17 protein-coding genes are annotated in these 16,175 nt (G+C 58.9%); 14 read left to right on the top strand and 3 right to left on the bottom strand.

Annotation, left to right across the window (positions count from 1 at the left end):
* Positions 1-193 precede the first annotated feature (193 nt).
* The 12 genes from QN222_RS18165 to QN222_RS18110 all read left to right on the top strand — a co-directional run bounded on the left by QN222_RS18165 (position 194) and on the right by QN222_RS18110 (position 11,211).
* On the top strand, positions 194-817 hold the full coding sequence (locus tag QN222_RS18165) for an acyl-homoserine-lactone synthase (RefSeq protein WP_283963115.1): 624 nt from the start codon (positions 194-196) through the stop codon (positions 815-817).
* 10 nt (positions 818-827) lie between these two features.
* Complete coding sequence (gene trbB / locus QN222_RS18160) at positions 828-1,805, top strand: P-type conjugative transfer ATPase TrbB (RefSeq protein ID WP_284005521.1); 978 nt, start codon at positions 828-830, stop codon at positions 1,803-1,805.
* Positions 1,795-2,181: a TrbC/VirB2 family protein gene (locus QN222_RS18155; protein WP_283963113.1), complete on the top strand. Its 387-nt coding sequence runs from the start codon at positions 1,795-1,797 to the stop codon at positions 2,179-2,181. The genes trbB and QN222_RS18155 overlap by 11 nt, the downstream gene beginning before the upstream one ends.
* Positions 2,174-2,473, top strand: a complete 300-nt coding sequence (locus QN222_RS18150) for a conjugal transfer protein TrbD (protein WP_283963112.1) — start codon at positions 2,174-2,176, stop codon at positions 2,471-2,473. The genes QN222_RS18155 and QN222_RS18150 overlap by 8 nt, the downstream gene beginning before the upstream one ends.
* 10 nt (positions 2,474-2,483) lie before the next feature.
* Positions 2,484-4,940: a conjugal transfer protein TrbE gene (locus QN222_RS18145; RefSeq protein WP_283963111.1), complete on the top strand. Its 2,457-nt coding sequence runs from the start codon at positions 2,484-2,486 to the stop codon at positions 4,938-4,940.
* On the top strand, positions 4,912-5,715 hold the full coding sequence (gene trbJ, locus QN222_RS18140) for a P-type conjugative transfer protein TrbJ (RefSeq protein WP_283963110.1): 804 nt from the start codon (positions 4,912-4,914) through the stop codon (positions 5,713-5,715). Before QN222_RS18145 ends, trbJ begins: the two co-directional genes overlap by 29 nt.
* A 35-nt stretch (positions 5,716-5,750) precedes the next feature.
* Positions 5,751-6,899 carry a P-type conjugative transfer protein TrbL gene (gene trbL / locus QN222_RS18135; RefSeq protein WP_283963109.1) on the top strand — a complete coding sequence of 383 codons (1,149 nt, stop codon included), beginning with the start codon at positions 5,751-5,753 and terminating at the stop codon, positions 6,897-6,899.
* Between the two features lie 24 nt (positions 6,900-6,923).
* Positions 6,924-7,586, top strand: a complete 663-nt coding sequence (locus QN222_RS18130) for a conjugal transfer protein TrbF (protein WP_283963108.1) — start codon at positions 6,924-6,926, stop codon at positions 7,584-7,586.
* Positions 7,587-7,602: 16 nt separating this feature from the next.
* Complete coding sequence (gene trbG, locus QN222_RS18125) at positions 7,603-8,415, top strand: P-type conjugative transfer protein TrbG (RefSeq protein WP_283963107.1); 813 nt, start codon at positions 7,603-7,605, stop codon at positions 8,413-8,415.
* A gap of 2 nt (positions 8,416-8,417) precedes the next feature.
* The gene (gene trbH, locus QN222_RS18120) at positions 8,418-8,855 is read left to right on the top strand and encodes a conjugal transfer protein TrbH (RefSeq protein WP_283963106.1); all 438 of its coding nucleotides are present in this window, start codon (positions 8,418-8,420) and stop codon (positions 8,853-8,855) included.
* A gap of 11 nt (positions 8,856-8,866) precedes the next feature.
* Positions 8,867-10,168 (top strand): IncP-type conjugal transfer protein TrbI, encoded by a 1,302-nt coding sequence (gene trbI / locus QN222_RS18115; protein WP_283963105.1) that lies wholly within the window; start codon positions 8,867-8,869, stop codon positions 10,166-10,168.
* 338 nt (positions 10,169-10,506) lie between these two features.
* Complete coding sequence (locus QN222_RS18110) at positions 10,507-11,211, top strand: autoinducer binding domain-containing protein (protein WP_283963104.1); 705 nt, start codon at positions 10,507-10,509, stop codon at positions 11,209-11,211.
* Between the two features lie 3 nt (positions 11,212-11,214).
* On the opposite strand, the gene QN222_RS18105 is transcribed toward QN222_RS18110, so the two are convergent.
* Positions 11,215-11,535, bottom strand: coding sequence for a transcriptional repressor TraM (locus QN222_RS18105; RefSeq protein ID WP_283963103.1), 321 nt, complete (start codon positions 11,533-11,535; stop codon positions 11,215-11,217).
* 200 nt (positions 11,536-11,735) lie between these two features.
* Here QN222_RS18105 and QN222_RS18100 point away from each other — a divergent pair, with 200 nt between their 5' ends.
* Positions 11,736-11,984, top strand: a complete 249-nt coding sequence (locus QN222_RS18100) for a helix-turn-helix transcriptional regulator (protein WP_283963139.1) — start codon at positions 11,736-11,738, stop codon at positions 11,982-11,984.
* Between the two features lie 144 nt (positions 11,985-12,128).
* On the opposite strand, the gene QN222_RS18095 is transcribed toward QN222_RS18100, so the two are convergent.
* Positions 12,129-13,382, bottom strand: a complete 1,254-nt coding sequence (locus tag QN222_RS18095) for an ATP-binding protein (protein ID WP_283963102.1) — start codon at positions 13,380-13,382, stop codon at positions 12,129-12,131.
* 965 nt (positions 13,383-14,347) lie between these two features.
* On the opposite strand from QN222_RS18095, the gene QN222_RS18090 reads away from it, so the two are divergent.
* Entirely contained in the window at positions 14,348-15,052 is a 705-nt protein-coding gene (locus QN222_RS18090) for an autoinducer binding domain-containing protein (protein ID WP_283965804.1), read from the top strand.
* A 498-nt stretch (positions 15,053-15,550) separates the two neighbouring features.
* Here QN222_RS18090 and QN222_RS18085 read toward each other — a convergent pair whose 3' ends face one another.
* Positions 15,551-16,159 (bottom strand): TraH family protein, encoded by a 609-nt coding sequence (locus QN222_RS18085; protein WP_283965803.1) that lies wholly within the window; start codon positions 16,157-16,159, stop codon positions 15,551-15,553.
* Between the last annotated feature and the right edge of the window lie 16 nt (positions 16,160-16,175).

The raw sequence follows: 16,175 nt of genomic DNA, 5'->3' as shown, positions 1-16,175 counted from the left end.
TCCGAACTTCCTGATCCCGTATTGTTCTCCTGTGAATCCTACAAACCAAACCTAGCACTGGGAACGGCACCTGGAGGTTCTTCGCGCAAGTTGGTGCCGACTCACCTCAAGCAAAACTTGTCGAACTCTACAACTGCCCAGCGATTCTGATCCGTGCTCAACTCCGCGACGAATTTTAACGATGGAGAGAAGCATGCAGGTGATAGCGATTTCTGCGCGCCCGGATTTTCGGGAAAAGCAACTGCTCGCGCAGCACCACAGGCTCCGTGCGCGAGTCTTTTCAGATCGGCTAGGCTGGGAGGTCAGCGTTCGCGACGGCCAGGAATGCGACGCTTTTGATGGTCTTCAACCGACCTACATCCTCGCCGTTTCGGAGAGCGGCCAGTTGGCAGGATGCGCCAGGCTTCTGCCGGCCCTGGGCCCGACGATGGTGACGGATGTCTTTCCCTCGCTTCTCCCGGGCGACGGACTGAACGCACACCCTTTCCTAATCGAGAGCTCCCGCTTTTGCGTCGACACGACCCTCGCGGAGGGAAGGGGGGCCGGCTCGATCCATGAGGCAACCCTGACCATGTTCGCGGGCATCACCGAATGGTGCATGGCGAATGGCTACACGGAGATTGTCACGGTAACCGATCTACGATTCGAACGGATCCTTGCGCGCGTTGGATGGTCGCTGAAGCGCTTGGCAGAACCCAGGAAGATAGGCGTGACGATGGCCGTAGCGGGCATATTGCCCGCCGATGCAAGCATATTTCAGAAGCTGCGTCCTTCCAATTACCGTTCTGAACTCACCCCTCTCGGCCAGGCAGCGTAAGGAGAAATCCGTGAGCCAGCTTCTCTCTCACCCCAGACTTGTTCGCAAACTTCAGGAGGCGCTCGGCGATCAGCTCTGTGTGGCGCTGGACGACGCGAATGTCATCGAGATCATGCTCAATCCGGACGGGAAACTGTTCATTGAACGGCTCGGTCATGGCGTTGCGCCGGCCGGCGAAATGTCTTGCGCAGCCGCAGAAATGGTGATCGGAACGGTCGCCCACGCGTTGCAGTCGGAGGTCGACACAGCACGGCCGATCATTTCCGGCGAGCTGCCGATCGGCGGCCACCGGTTTGAAGGCCTCTTGCCTCCTGTCGTTGGCAAACCAGCATTCACCATTCGCCGCCGCGCATCGCGGCTGATACCGCTCGGCGAGTATGTGTACTCCGGAGTTATGACGGAGTATCAGGCGTCGACGATCCGCAGTGCAATCTCATCGCGCCTGAACATTGTAATTTCCGGCGGGACTGCTTCGGGCAAAACGACGCTTGCGAACGCAGTGATCGGCGAGATCGTCAGGTCCGCGCCCGAAGACCGTCTGGTCATCCTCGAAGATACGGCGGAAATCCAATGTGCGGCCGACAATGCAGTCGTTCTGCGCACCAGCGATACTATGGACATGGCGCGGCTCTTGAAGAGCACGATGCGGCTTCGTCCCGACAGGATCGTCGTCGGCGAGGTTCGTGACGGCGCTGCGCTGACATTGCTCAAGGCGTGGAATACCGGCCATCCTGGAGGAGTGGCGACCATTCACTCGAACACCGCCATGTCGACGCTCCGACGCCTCGAGCAACTAACTGCAGAGGCAAGCCAGCAGCCGATGCAAGAGGTCATCGGCGAAGCGGTCGACCTCATCGTATCCATCGAACGAACGCCGCGCGGACGACGCGTTCGCGACGTCATTCAGGTCGAGGGGTTCGCGGGCGGCCAATACGACATCTGGTCCGACCAACTAACCGAGGGGCAGGAGGCACGTCGTGTCGCGTAGAGCCAAAGTCACAGTTGTCGCACTCCTTGCCGCTCCCATGGTGCTCGCGTCGTTTGCTCCCGCACTCGCCAGCTCCGGAGGTGGAGGTCTGCCCTGGGAAGGGCCGCTGCAGCAAATTCAGCAATCGATCACCGGTCCAGTGGCGGGCGCCATTGCGCTTGCGGCGATGGCGATTGCCGGTGGCATGCTTATCTTCGGCGGAGAACTCAACGATTTTGCGCGACGGCTCGTCTATGTCGTCCTCGTCGCCGGCATCCTGCTCGGTGCGACCCAAATCGTCGCCCTGTTCGGGGCGACCGGCGCGTCGATCGGCCTAACGGACGAGCAGACACACTCAATCGGCTCCAACGGAGAAGGGGAGGGGGTCTATGTCTGAGTCCTTGTCCGGCCTGCGGTGCAATCGCATTCATCGCGCTTTGTCCCGCCCAAACCTTCTGATGGGGGCGGATCGGGAGTTGATGCTGCTCACCGGCTTTGCCGCCGTCATCCTGATCTTCGTCGTCCTGACGATCTATTCGGCGCTCTCCGGTATCTCCATTTGGATCGTTATCATCGGGTTGCTTCGGATGATGGCGAAGTCCGACCCGCTGATGCGGCAGGTCTATATCAGGCACATTGCCTATAAGCCATACTACAAGGCGACCAGTTCACCTTGGCGGCGGTATTGAGGAGGCGGTCGTGGTAGCTTTGCGACGCTTTCGGGCCACAGGCCCGTCCTTCGCCGATCTCGTCCCTTACGCCGGTCTTGTCGACAATGGGGTGCTGCTCTTGAAGGACGGAAGCCTCATGGCAGGCTGGTACTTTGCCGGCCCGGACTCCGAAAGTGCGACCGCCCTCGAACGCAACGAGCTGTCGCGGCAGATCAATGCGATCCTGTCGCGGTTTGGGAGCGGCTGGATGATTCAGGTCGAGGCCATCCGTATTCCGACAATCGATTATCCCAGCGAGGATCGATGCCATTTCCCCGATCCGATCACACGTGCGATCGACGCCGAGCGTCGCGTGCATTTTGAACGCGAGCAGGGGCATTTCGAGAGCAAGCACGCGCTGATCCTCACCTACCGGCCGCTCGAGTCCAAGAGGACAGCGCTCAGCAAATACATCTATTCGGACGAGGAAAGCCGGAAGAAATCCTATGCGGACACGGTGCTCTTCATGTTCAAGAACGCTGTCCGTGAGATCGAGCAGTATTTGGCGAATTCGCTCTCGATCCGTCGCATGAAAACGCGCGAAGTCAGCGAAAGGGAAGGGACACGAGTTGCAAGGTACGATGAACTGCTGCAGTTCGTTCGCTTCTGCATCACCGGGGACAACCATCCGATCCGGCTTCCGGATGTCCCCATGTATCTCGATTGGATGGCGACCGCCGAGCTCGAACATGGTCTGACGCCGAAAATCGAGAACCGCGCTCTCGGCGTCGTCGCCATCGACGGTTTGCCAGCCGAAAGCTGGCCTGGGATCCTCAACAGCCTCGACCTGATGCCGCTCACCTATCGGTGGTCTTCGAGATTCATATTTCTCGATGCCGAAGATGCGCGCCATAAGATCGAGCGCACACGCAAGAAGTGGCAACAGAAGGTCCGGCCGTTCTTCGATCAGTTGTTCCAGACGCAGAGCCGGTCGGTTGACCAGGACGCCATTACCATGGTGGCCGAGACCGAGGACGCAATTGCACAGGCCTCGTCGCAATTGGTCGCCTACGGCTACTATACTCCGGTCATCGTCCTCTTTGACGACGATCGCGAGGCGCTCCAGGAAAAGGCCGAGGCAATCCGCCGACGGATCCAGGCGGAAGGCTTTGGCGCTCGGATCGAAACGCTGAACGCCACCGACGCGTATCTCGGCAGCCTGCCGGGCAATTGGTACTGCAATATCCGCGAGCCGCTGATCAATACCAGCAATCTTGCCGACCTTATCCCTCTCAATGCCGTCTGGTGCGGGAACCCGTCCGCGCCGTGCCCGTTCTTTCCGCCGAATTCGCCGCCGCTCATGCAGGTGGCGAGCGGCTCGACGCCGTTTCGCCTCAACCTGCATGTCGACGACGTTGGACATACACTCGTTTTCGGTCCGACAGGCTCCGGCAAGTCGACTCTTTTGGCGCTGATCGCCGCGCAGTTTCGGCGTTACGAAAACGCCCAGATCTTCGCGTTCGACAAAGGCAACTCGCTGCTGCCGTTGACGCTGGCTGGCGGCGGCGACCACTACGAGATTGGCGCAGACAATGAAGGGGAGAGGAGGGCGCTCGCTTTCTGCCCGCTCTCCGCACTTGGAAATGACGCTGACCGGGCCTGGGCGACGGAATGGATCGAGATGCTGGTCGCGCTGCAAGGAGTCACCATCACCCCCGATCATCGCAACGCCATTTCCCGACAGCTCGGGCTGATGGCAAACGCTCCAGGCCGATCGCTCTCTGATTTCGTGTCTGGCGTCCAGTTGCGCGAGATCAAGGACGCGCTGCACCATTACACAGTCGACGGACCGATGGGCGAGTTGCTCGACGCAGAGCAGGATGGCCTTTCGCTCGGAGCCTTGCAGACCTTCGAGATCGAGCACCTCATGAACATGGGTGAGCGCAATCTCGTGCCTGTGCTGACCTATCTGTTCCGCCGCATCGAAAGGCGCCTCGACGGGTCGCCAAGCCTGATTGTGCTGGATGAAGCCTGGCTGATGCTAGGTCACCCCGTTTTTCGGGCCAAGATCCGCGAATGGCTGAAAGTGCTGCGCAAGGCGAACTGCGCTGTCGTACTCGCAACACAATCGATCTCGGACGCGGAGCGCTCCGGGATCATCGATGTGCTGAAGGAATCCTGCCCGACGAAAATCTGCCTTCCAAATGGCGCTGCGCGAGAGCCGGGAACGCGGGAATTCTATGAGCGCATCGGCTTTAACGAGCGCCAGATCGACATCGTCGCGGGTGCGATCCCGAAACGCGAATACTATGTTGCTACACCAGAGGGCCGGCGCCTGTTCGACATGGCGCTCGGTCCCGTCGCGCTGAGCTTTGTCGGGGCCTCCGGCAAGGACGACTTGAAGCGCATTCGGGCGCTTAAATCCGAACATGGCCGCGACTGGCCGATCCACTGGCTGAACACGAGAGGAGTTCATGATGCCGCATCGCTGCTCAATTTCGAATAGATGGCTTACGGGCCTGACGGTCGTCGCCATTGGGATCGCTACAGTGGCGCCGTCGAAGGCTGGCACCGCCACCGGCGCGGCAACCGAATGGACGCAGGTTCTCAATAACGGCGAACTGGTGTCACTCGTCGGTCAATCCGGCGAGCAGATCCAGAACCAACTGACGCAGATCAGCCAGCTTGCGCAGCAGATCGAGACGCAGCTGAACATGTATCAAAACCTGCTCCAGAACACGGCGACTCTGCCATCTCACATGTGGGGGCAGGTCGAAAGCGATCTCAATCGGCTTCGCAGCATCGTTGACGAGGGGCAAAGCATTTCCTTTTCGATGGGGAATGCCGACGATGTCTTACAGCAACGCTTCCAGAGCTATGCCAATCTCAAGACCAACCTGCCGAACGCAGCGAGCTTCTCATCCACGTACCAAACCTGGTCGGACACCAATCGCCACACGATCGCCGGCACATTGAAGGCCGCAAGTCTTACGGCTGATCAATTCGACAGCGAGGAAAGCACGATGTCCTCGCTGCGGTCGATGTCCGAGACCGCCGACGGCCAGATGAAGGCGCTTCAGGTTGGTCATGAAATCGCTGCACAGCAAGTCGCGCAGATGCAGAAATTGCGCGGTCTCGTTTCACAGCAGATGACCATGATGGGGACCTGGCTTCAGACCGAGCAGACAGACAAGGACCTCGCGCAGGCGCGCCGGGAAAAGTTCTTCAGCGCGACGGCTCCTTCCACGTCCGGTGGCGAAAGGATGAAAGTCGAGTGGTGAACCCTATGAGGCCAAACGAACTTCCTCCGCTCCGGATGGCACTGATTATTACTGCTTTCGCGGCATTCACGGCGCAGCCCGCACTTGCCCAGGAGGGCTCGGTGCTGACCTCGCTTCAGAACCAGATCACGATGGCTGCCAAGGGATGGGAAACCACCGTCATGGATGCCGCAAAATCGTTGTTCTGGGTTCTTGCTACAATCGAGATCGGCATCGCCGGCGTCTGGCTTGCGCTCCAGGCTGCTTCTCTCGACAGCTGGTTTGCAGAATTGGTCAGGCGGATCATGTTCGTCGGCTTCTTTGCCTTCGTACTGGCGCAAGGCCCGACCTTTGCCAAGGGAGTCGTCGACAGCCTCTTCCAGATTAGCGCCGGAGGTGGGACAGCATCGCCTGCCGATGTCTTCAACGCGGGCCTCGCAGTGGCAACCAAAATGTCGGAAAAGATCCAGTTTGGCCTCTTCGAGGACAACGCGCTCGCGATCTCGGCTGCGTTCGCCATGGTGGTCGTGGTCATCTCGTTCTCGCTCGTCGCAGCGATTTTCGTGAGCGTGATGGTCGAGATGTATATCGGACTGCTTGCTGGGATGATCATGCTCGGGCTTGGCGGCTCGTCCTACACCAAGGACTTCGCCATCCGCTACCTAGTCTACGCGTTCTCGGTCGGTATGAAGCTCATGGCGCTTGTCATGATCTCGCGGATCGGGTCGGAGGTCCTGATCGGACTCGCGAACCAACCTGATATCGGCAACCAGTTTCAGACCGCCCTTGCCATCGCCGGCATTGCCGTCGCCGTATTCATTATCGCGGTCTACGTGCCGAACATAATGCAGGGCGTGGTGCAAGGCGCGTCGGTCTCCGGAGGAATGGAAGCAGTCCGCCATGGCGGTCAAGCGGCCTCCTTTGCCGCTGGCGGCGGGTTCCTCGCAGCGAGTGCCGCTGGGGCGGGGTTTGCGACGGGGCAAGCCGCCCGAGCCGCCGGCGCCTCGGTCATGGGATCTGCCTTCATTGGCGTCGGCGCCGGTCTCGGCTCAGCCGGCAAAGCCGCCGGATCCGCGGCGAAGGAGAAGGCCATCGGCTCTCCCGGCGCCTATGCCGGCTCGCTCCTCGGACTCGCGAACGCCAAGCTCGACGAGGGCCGCAGCGGGCACAGTGCTCCAAAGCGATCTCCTGAACGCAACGACTAACAGCATAAAGAAAGGCATGGATCGATGGCAGCGAACAGCGCGCCCGAGAATCCGTATCTTGCCGCCCGTCAGGAATGGTCGGAGCGATACGGCTCCTACGTCAAAGCCGCGGCAGCCTGGCGTCTTGTCGGGGTTCTCGGCCTATCCATGGCCGTAATTGGCTTCAGTTACGCCATGTACCTCACCACGCAGGTCAAGCTCGTGCCCTACATCATCGAGGTCGACAAACTCGGAACGTCGGTGGCAGCCGGTTTCCCGGAGCAGATCGAATATGCCGACGCCCGCGTGGTGCGCGCCACACTTGGAAACTTCGTTAGTAGCTTCCGCTCGACCACGCCGGATGCCGTGGTGCAAAAGCAGTATATCGACCGGACCTACGCGCTGCTGCGCACGTCTGACCCGTCCACGGAGAAGATCAACGCTTGGTTCCGCGGCAACTCGCCGTTCGAGAAGGCGAAAACCTCGACGGTAGCCATAGAGGTCAACAATATCGTGGCACTCTCCAAGCAGACCTATCAGATCGACTGGACTGAATACGAGCGCGACCGCAAGGGCAAGGAAACCGGCACGCGCCGATTTCGGGGTATCGCAACAGTCACGCTGACGGCGCCGCAGGACGAGGCGACGATCCGCCTCAATCCGATCGGTCTTTATGTCCGGGATTTCGACTGGACGGCACAGCTTTAAGGGCAAGGGATTTTTCATGCACAGAACAGGACTGATCGCGGCCGCCGCCTGCATCGCCGGACTCGTCTTTGTGAGCATCGCTCACGCGCAAAGCATGACGACGAATGAAGCGAAGGGAACGAACATTTCCCGCAAATGGCGGGGCACGCCGGGCCTCGTCACCACCGGCACTGATGGAAAGGTCATATTCCTCTTCGGGGAAACCCAGCCCTCCGTCGTCTGCTCACCGCTGCAGGTCTGCGATATCGAACTGCAAGGCGGCGAGATCGTTCGCGACGTGCTCGTGGGCGACACGGTTCGCTGGAAGGTGGAGCCCGCGACGTCTGGCGCCACCGGCGGACAGGCAATCCACCTGATTGTAAAACCCTCCGAATCCGGTCTTGTCACCTCAATGGTCGTCACGACCTCACGGCGAACCTACCATATCCAGCTCAAGTCTCATCCGAGCCAGTACATGGCCCGCATCGGTTTCGAATATCCCGAGGATGCCTCGACCAAGCTCGCTGACATCAACGCCCGTCTGGAGATCGGCGGCATTCCCGGCACAGCTCCCGACAGGCTGAACTTCTTTTATTCGATGAGTGGCAGTGCGCCATGGCGGCCAAAACGTGTCTATTCGGATGGCGTCAAAACCTACATCCAGTTCCCGAAGTTGATTTCCGGCCAGGATGCGCCGGTCCTTTTCGTCGTCTCCGGCGGGCAGAACCGCATCGTCAACTATCGGATGAAGGACGACATGATGATTGTCGACTACGCGGTCGACAAGGCGATCCTCGTTTCCGGCGTCGGCTGGCGCCAGCAAAAAGTGACCATTCGGCGAGGAGGATGACCATGCGCACGCTGCTAGTGGTCTTCATCGGTGCCACGCTTCTTTCCGGCTGCCAGACGGCCAGTGACGCACTGACGACCGACGCCACGCCGCCCGTTGTTTCTGGACCAGCCGCGAGCGCTATCGCTGGGGACATGGCGAGCCGGCTTTCCGAGCAGATCGGCCCTGCCGGGACGACAACGATCAAGATGGAAAACGACAATTCAGAGTTTGCGACCGCGCTCGAAGCTGCCCTGAAGGGTTGGGGCTATACGGTCATTACGGGCGGAAAGGCTGGAAAGGACGTCAAGCCGGTGGAGCTTGCCTACGCGATGGATGGCATCGACGGGCAGATCCTCGCTCGGCTGACAACTCCTTTCATCGCAATCGCCCGAGCGTATGTGCTGACTAGGTCCGGTGCCACACCGGCAAGCCCGCTTTCGATCATGCAGCGCGATTAGGAAGAGGGACCATGGTGCAATCGCTCCAGCTCGGCGCGTCGAGCCCAGCCGACGATCAGAACGGCATGCGCCGCCTCAATCGCCTGCCGATCATGCTCGCGATCGTCCTCATCGTACTGGTCTGCGGGATGGTCGTGATCGGTCTGTCATGGCGAGGGCTTTCATTCAACCGTGGCAACGATATCGACAGCGCTTCGAGCACGCCGGCGACTAACTTCGGTGACCAGCTCAAACGCGGCGTGACCGACGGCATCATCGGCGAGCCGGTTTATCGCGAGGCGTTTCAGCCGGCGCCTGTCATCGAGCAGAAGGTCGAGAAGGAAGAGGTCGTCGTCGAGCGCCGGCCAGTCGAGCGCCAAGACCGTCGGCCGCGGATGGAGTCCGAGGAGGAATGGAAGGCGCGTCTGAAACGCGAGCAGGATGAGCAATATATCCGTGAACGGCAGCGCCAGCGAATGGCTCGGCTCCAGGCGCGCGCAACCGCGCTCGACTCGCCGCTGAAGGTGGATATCTCCGATGCTGAGAAGGCTCCAGCAAACACCAACGACGCCGCTCGCCGGAACACAGGCATGGCCACGAACAGCGCATCCGATCTTTACGCCGCTGCCATGAAGTCAGGATTGATGGGAGAGAATGCCGATCCAAACGCCCAGACCTCGAAGGAGGACTTCTTCAACCAGGACATCAAGGACCTCGGCTATCTGCCGAACCGGGTCGTACCGCCAATGTCGTCCTATGAGCTGAAGCGGGGCTCAGTCATTCCGGTAACCCTCATCACCGGCCTCAATTCCGACCTGCCAGGGCGCCTTAGCGCACAGGTCAGCCAAAACGTCTATGACAGCGCCACGGGGCATCGCCTGCTCATCCCGCAGGGCGCCAAGCTCTTGGGCCGCTACGATTCGAAGATCTCATTCGGCCAAGAGCGGGTTCTCGTCATCTGGACTGATCTCATCTTTCCGAATGGATCGACACTGCAGATCGGCGGCATGGCTGGCATCGACGCTGAAGGCTACGGCGGGCTCAAGGACAGGGTGGATCGCCATCTTTGGCGGACATTCGGTTCGGCCGCATTGATCGCCGTGATCGGGACCGGAATCGATGTGTCCATGCCGGAAAGCTCGAAGCTTGCGACGCAGAATACGGCGTCGGACGCGGCAAGGCGCAGTTTCGCGGAGGCTTTCGGCCGTGTGGCAGAACAGACCATCTCGAAAAACCTGAACGTCCAGCCGACGATCCGCATTCGGCCAGGCTACAAATTCAACATTCTCGTCGATCAAGATATCATTTTTCCCGAATCTGTTCCGTCGCGCTAAGCAGTTCCTGCGTATGCTGCCGGACGGTATTGATTCAATCTGTAAGCCAACGACGCAGTCACACCTTGGTATATTCTTTCGTTGTAGAGTCTTCTTTTAGAAGAACGCGGCTTGAATACCCGTTAAACGAGAGGGTACAGCTACCGTGCAACGGCCATGGCCATGCTTGGTGAAGCATGGCCATGGCCGTTCATTTGCCAAAGGGTAGGTGCGGTGTTTTCCCAGTCATGAGCCGATTGTCTCAAGCGGGCACTGGCTGGACGACCACACCATGGGATGGCCATCAAGTTGCGAGAGCTGGAGGCTCGCAGCTGCGCGAAAATACAGGAGAAAAGTCAGTGAACGGAGATCTTGGCTCTATCATCGACATGGCAGAAGCCGCGCACGATGAACGTATTATCAAAACCGGTCTGAAAAGATTCGCGACCTCTTTTGGTTTTGAGCGCTTCGCTTATCTGCAAACAGAAGGCGCTAAACTCCGCACATTCAACTCCTACCCCGAGAAATGGCAGGATATTTACCTCGGACGCCAATATTTCCGCATTGACCCAGCCGTTACGGAGGCTAAGCGTCGCATGGAAACGATTTCCTGGACAGCCTGCGACTGGCCAGCGCGTGGAACCTCCGAGCTCAAGCGCTTTCGAGAGCAAGCGATCGCACACGGCATTCGCAGCGGCGTGACGATCCCCGTCAATGGGAGTTACGGCTCCGCTGTGATGCTGACGTTTGCATCCTCGGAGAAGCAGGCTGACATCTCAAGATTTCAGGACCGGCAAAAAGCAATAGAAGCCGTCATGGCGATCCACTACCGCCTGAAGATCATAGCCGCGGCGACGATTGTAGCCCCGAAACGCCTCCTCTCGCCAAGAGAGGCGATGTGCCTCATGTGGGCGGCAAAGGGCAAAAATGTCCCAGAAACCGCAGATGTGACGGGAATCAATCCAAGAACGGTGCAGCACTATCTCGACAACGCGCGCCGAAAGCTTGATGCAGCAACCGTTCCGCAACTTGTCGCGATCGCTAAAGATCACGGTTTGGTTTGACCGTCACTCATCGCCCAAGGGGACATCAGGGATATAGCCAAGCGCATCGATGATTTCCGAAAGCTGTTCCTGCTGAGCTTCCGATTTCTTCTGGCGTTCCAAGTACTGGTCTTGCAGGCTCTTGAGTACGGCAGTGGAGACTGACCCGTCGTCAGTCGCGCGCGTCCACTCCTCATAGACAACTTCGTCGGCGGCGAGAAGCCGGCGGTGTTCGCGGATCGCAGAGACCGCCAGCGCCTCCAGTTCTGACGTTTCCATCGAACTGTAAAGGGCTCCTTTCTCCTTTCTCTCGTCGATCGCCTCGGATGGGACAATATCGTTCATCCGCTTCTCCTCTCGCCGGGGAAACCCCGCTTCTTGCGCAATATATCGGCTCATTTCGCTGCGCTGCCGTTCAAACCACGAAGAAAAGCTCGAACCAAACGGGACTGCCTTGTTCGGTCAATCACAGGTACTCTGTTACCACAACGTTTGTAGAAGATACTCCGTGGTCGAATACTCATCAAGTCGCTGTTCTCTCGAACATGGAGATTCGAGAGGTCTTTGCACGAAACCTGCGAGCAGCCCGGCAGGCCCACGGCCTGTCACAGGAGGAGCTTGCCCATCGCGCAAATATTGATCGCACATACATCAGCTCACTTGAGCGCAGCGTGTACAATGCCAGCATCGACGTTGTGGACAGGTTGGCGACAGCCTTGGGCATTGAAGCGTCAGAATTGCTGAAGCGGTCTCCGGACGAACATGTCAATTCGACCGTCGAGCTTGACAGGTAGAATGGCGCAAGCTCTCGGGGTGAGCCGCACTCGCGACGATGAAGATAGGAGTAGCTTCCCGACGCTTAAGACAAAAATCGCAGCACACCGATCTTACACTCGATCCGTGCTCCCGGTTCGGAAAAGGCTCGACGCGCTTTGCAACTACATGGTCCACAGAATGGACAGCGGTGCTGCTTGCAATTTCTCTCCGAAAGGCGTCACACGGTCATGATCGTGCAAGACCAGCCCTCTGACAAAACGATCGCCAACGGCTTCTTGCAACTGTCGCAATCCCCTAAAATCCTCAGCCTTCACCGTCGCTGACGCCTTGACCTCAATGCCGACAATGCGACCGCGCCGGTCCTCGATTACGACATCGACCTCATCCTTATCCTTCGTCCTATAGTGCGAGAACGAGAGACGACGCTCCGACCACGACGCCAATTTCAAAAGCTCGGAAACGACAAAGCTCTCGAGCAATGCTCCAAAGCGGGTTCTGTTTTCGCGCAAGACATCGGCTTCCTCCTCCCGCAGGCTCGCCAGCAGTCCTGTGTCGAGAAAATGCAACTTGGGTGTCTTAATTAACCGGCTCAAGCGGTTGTTCGACCACGGCGTCAGCGTCCTGACCAGAAAAAGCCGCTCGAGGATGGCGACATATTTCTGAGCGGTCACACTTGACAACCCCAATGCGGCACCGAAACTGCTGTGGTTCACCAGTTGGCCGGCATGTTCCGCAAGGACATCTAACAATCGCGGCAGCCGATCGAGCTGGTCGATGTTAGCAATGTCTCGAACGTCCCGATCGAGAATCAGCGCGACATAGTCCTCCAACCAGGCAACGCGGCGGGCAGGAGTCGCCCTGCGCAGGACCTCCGGATAGCCACCGCGCAGCACAGTCTCCAGGAGATCGTCACCAAATACAGTCCCATCACCGGTCTCAGGTTCCTCGCCCGCGAATAGCCGATCCAGCAATTGACCTGGAGTGGAACGGAGTTCGGACTGGGCGAAGGGCAGGAGGGGAACCACGGCCATGCGTCCAGCAAGCGAATCGGCGATCGCAGGGACAGTCGCCAGATTGGCAGACCCCGTGAGGAGAAATCTGCCGGGAGCGTCCTGGCGGTCTACGCTTTCCTTGATTGCCAATATCAGTTCCGGAGCGCGCTGAACCTCATCGATTACGGCTCTGTTAAGACCCCGGATGAATCCGACCGGATCCGTTTTGGCGGCATTCAGGGCGCCCGCGTCGTCAAGGGTGACATAAGCGCGATCGGAGCCTGAGAACTGGCGGGCTAGAGTGGTCTTTCCAGCTTGCCGGGGGCCAGCTATCAGGACAACACGGGTATCGGCAAGCGCGGTCTCGACTACTGGATGAGCCTTACGACCGATCAGTGGTTTACGAAGCACGGTGTCTACCATGCGTCTATTTTTAGCCCAATCTCCGTCCGATTTAAAGCCATCGACCGACCAATTTTAACTGAGAAACCGTCTGAATTTGTCTTTGGAATTTCCGGCGACTTACGGCCTCGGCGATGCGAGCCGTTCGAGGGCACTGGCACCCGTCTGGATCAAATAAACGACAAAGGCGCTGGAAAATCCAGCGCCGACCTCTCGATAAGCGGCCGCCGTCTCTCGTCTGGTCGACCGCCCCCTTCTTCCTCAACAATTCGCTGGGTTCGAACGATTCCTATCTGTCCCCGTGTCGAGAACCGGCTCGCCGAGTTCACTGGCTCCATCCGGCAGTTGCTGTGGCCCTCGACCTGTCGTACTGCGTCGTGTCGTTCTCCTCGCGGAAATACTTATCGAAGTTGGCAATGAGGAAAAGGCTGACGCGCTCGTTCACCTGATAATCGACTTTGGCGCCAACCGAAACGAAAGGCTGAGCGCCGAGTCATGCCGCTTTGCCCGCGTTTGTGTTCGACAGCATATGGCCGACGTCGTTGAGCATCTGTGCTCGCACGCTGAGGCTGTTTCCGACGAACTCCTGGCCCACACCTTCCTGGTCAGATGGGAGCACATCCGGCGACTTCCTGTGGGATCGCGTCGCGGAGACGCCCGGCCGCATGCCACGCAATCTTTCTCCAAACGGGTCGCATGGGCACGTTCAACGTTCCTTCCACTTAGCGTTTCGTCATTTCAGGGAGTTCTTTACAAAGCCGACGCCGATGGAATCTTATATTTTCCAGTCATGTTTTAGATCAACATTGACTTGAATGCGCGTAGAACGTGTTTAGACCTCGGTTCGCGACTGCGGCATGAGTGTACGGTCGCGATCCACGATTGATGCAGCTTCGGCTAGCCGCATGGTTGCGCCCTAGAGTGAAGGCCGTGACAATCGCGGCGAAGTTGAAACCCTCTTGGCTCAACATAAAGGAGAAAAGTCAGTGGACGAAGACTTTCGCTCTCTCATCGACATGGCGGAAGCCGCGCACGATGAACGTATGATCAAGTACGCGGTCAAGAGTTTCGCGCGGGCGTGCGGATTCGAGCGTTTTGCCTATCTGCAAACCGAAGGCGCGGAAGTCCGGACCTTCAATTCCTATCCCAAGGCGTGGCAGGGCGTTTATCTCACCCGTCACTACGCTCGCCTCGACCCGGTCGTCACGGAGGCCAAGCGCCGCATGGACATGTTTGCCTGGACGGCCGACGACTGGCCAGGTTGCGGATCTTCCGACCTCAGGCGATTTCGCGACCAGGCGGTCGAACACGGAATTTATAGCGGTGTTACGATTCCGGTCGAAGGAAGTTATGGCTCGACGATGATGTTGACCTTGGCGTCATCGGATCGGAAGGCGGATATTTCGAAACTGCGGGGCGGCCGAAAGGCAATGCAGGCGGTCATGGCCATCCATTACCGCTTGAAGATTATAGGCGCTACGACGCTCGTCGCGCCAAGGCGGATGCTTTCACCGAGGGAGGCCATGTGCCTCATGTGGGCGATGAAGGGAAGGAGCGCGCCGGACACCGCGATGCTAACGGGCATCAATGCGAGGACGGTGCAGCACTATCTGGACAGCGCGCGGCGAAAGTTCGACGCCAAGAGCGTTCCCCAGCTTGTCGCGATTGCCAAGGACCGCGGACTGATCTGAGCATCAGTCCTCATCCTGCGTGGGAACATCAGGGACATACCTCAGCGCCTCGACCATTCCAGCGAGTTCTTCCTGCTGGGATTGTCACTTTTTCTACCGGCGAGATGTTGTCCTGCGGGCTCTGGAGAACTGCGCTTGATACAGAGGGATCGAGTGCAGGCGCGAAGCCATTTTCTGGATCCATTCTCCGTAGAGACAACATAGACAGCTTCATCGCCAGTGAGAGGACGCCGGTGTTCGAGGATTGCGGAAACGCTATGGACCTCAAGGAGGTCATGACGATCAACCTGCATCGGTCACGCAGGAATAATTGGCAGGCCTCTCGGGGCTGAGTGCGCTAAATCAGAGTGATTGAGCGGGCGAATGTTTCAGTTAGTTTCACCGTTCTCGGCCCACATCGCCAAGGGTTTTGAGTGTTGAGCCAGCCGCGCTCGTGACGAAACCCGGCTGACTTGCGCGAGCCGAGCAGATCACACGCCGGCTGTAGCGCGGGCATCGTCATTTTCCTCCGATCCTCGACAGGTCGATCCGCATCTCAGCCGAACCAATGTTGTTGGTGTCGGGCGTTCCGGCGGTGGTATCTCCGGCCTGGCTGTCGCCGCTGTCGTCCTTGCCCCAAGGCGACACAGGTTCTGACCTGATGTTCCCTCCCGGATCAGGCGCCTGGAACATCCCTACGCCCTCGAATTCGCCGGTCTTCCATGCGTAGACGGTGTTCTCGAAGATCTGCGGGAAGACGTCGTCGCTCTTTGGATTGCCGTACCATTTGGCGACGATCCTGAGGATCTTGGCGAACAGCGCCGTTCCCTTGCGTAGGTTCTCGCAAGGCTCGACCAGATCCGTCTTAAGGCCGGCCGGATCCTTGACGGCCACACCAGCCGGAAACTGCGTCAGACCGACACGGACGACAGCCTTTCCGGCATATTGCTGCACGATCGCCATCGCTTCGTCGGCCGATCTGGCCTTCGGCACGAGGATCAATCGCCCACCCGATCTGACGGTTACGGCGAGGGGATCGGCCGATCCGGCGGCCGTCACGAACTGCTCGACGATCGCGGGCGTGAGAGAAGGGTCGGCACAGTCTTTAATCAAAGCAGCGTCGAGCATGGCGTTTCCTCGGGCA

The sequence above is a fragment of the Sinorhizobium sp. 6-70 genome, assembly GCF_030124375.1.
In the GTDB taxonomy this organism is placed as follows: domain Bacteria; phylum Pseudomonadota; class Alphaproteobacteria; order Rhizobiales; family Rhizobiaceae; genus Sinorhizobium.
This window is presented reverse-complemented; position numbering and strand designations above follow the sequence as displayed.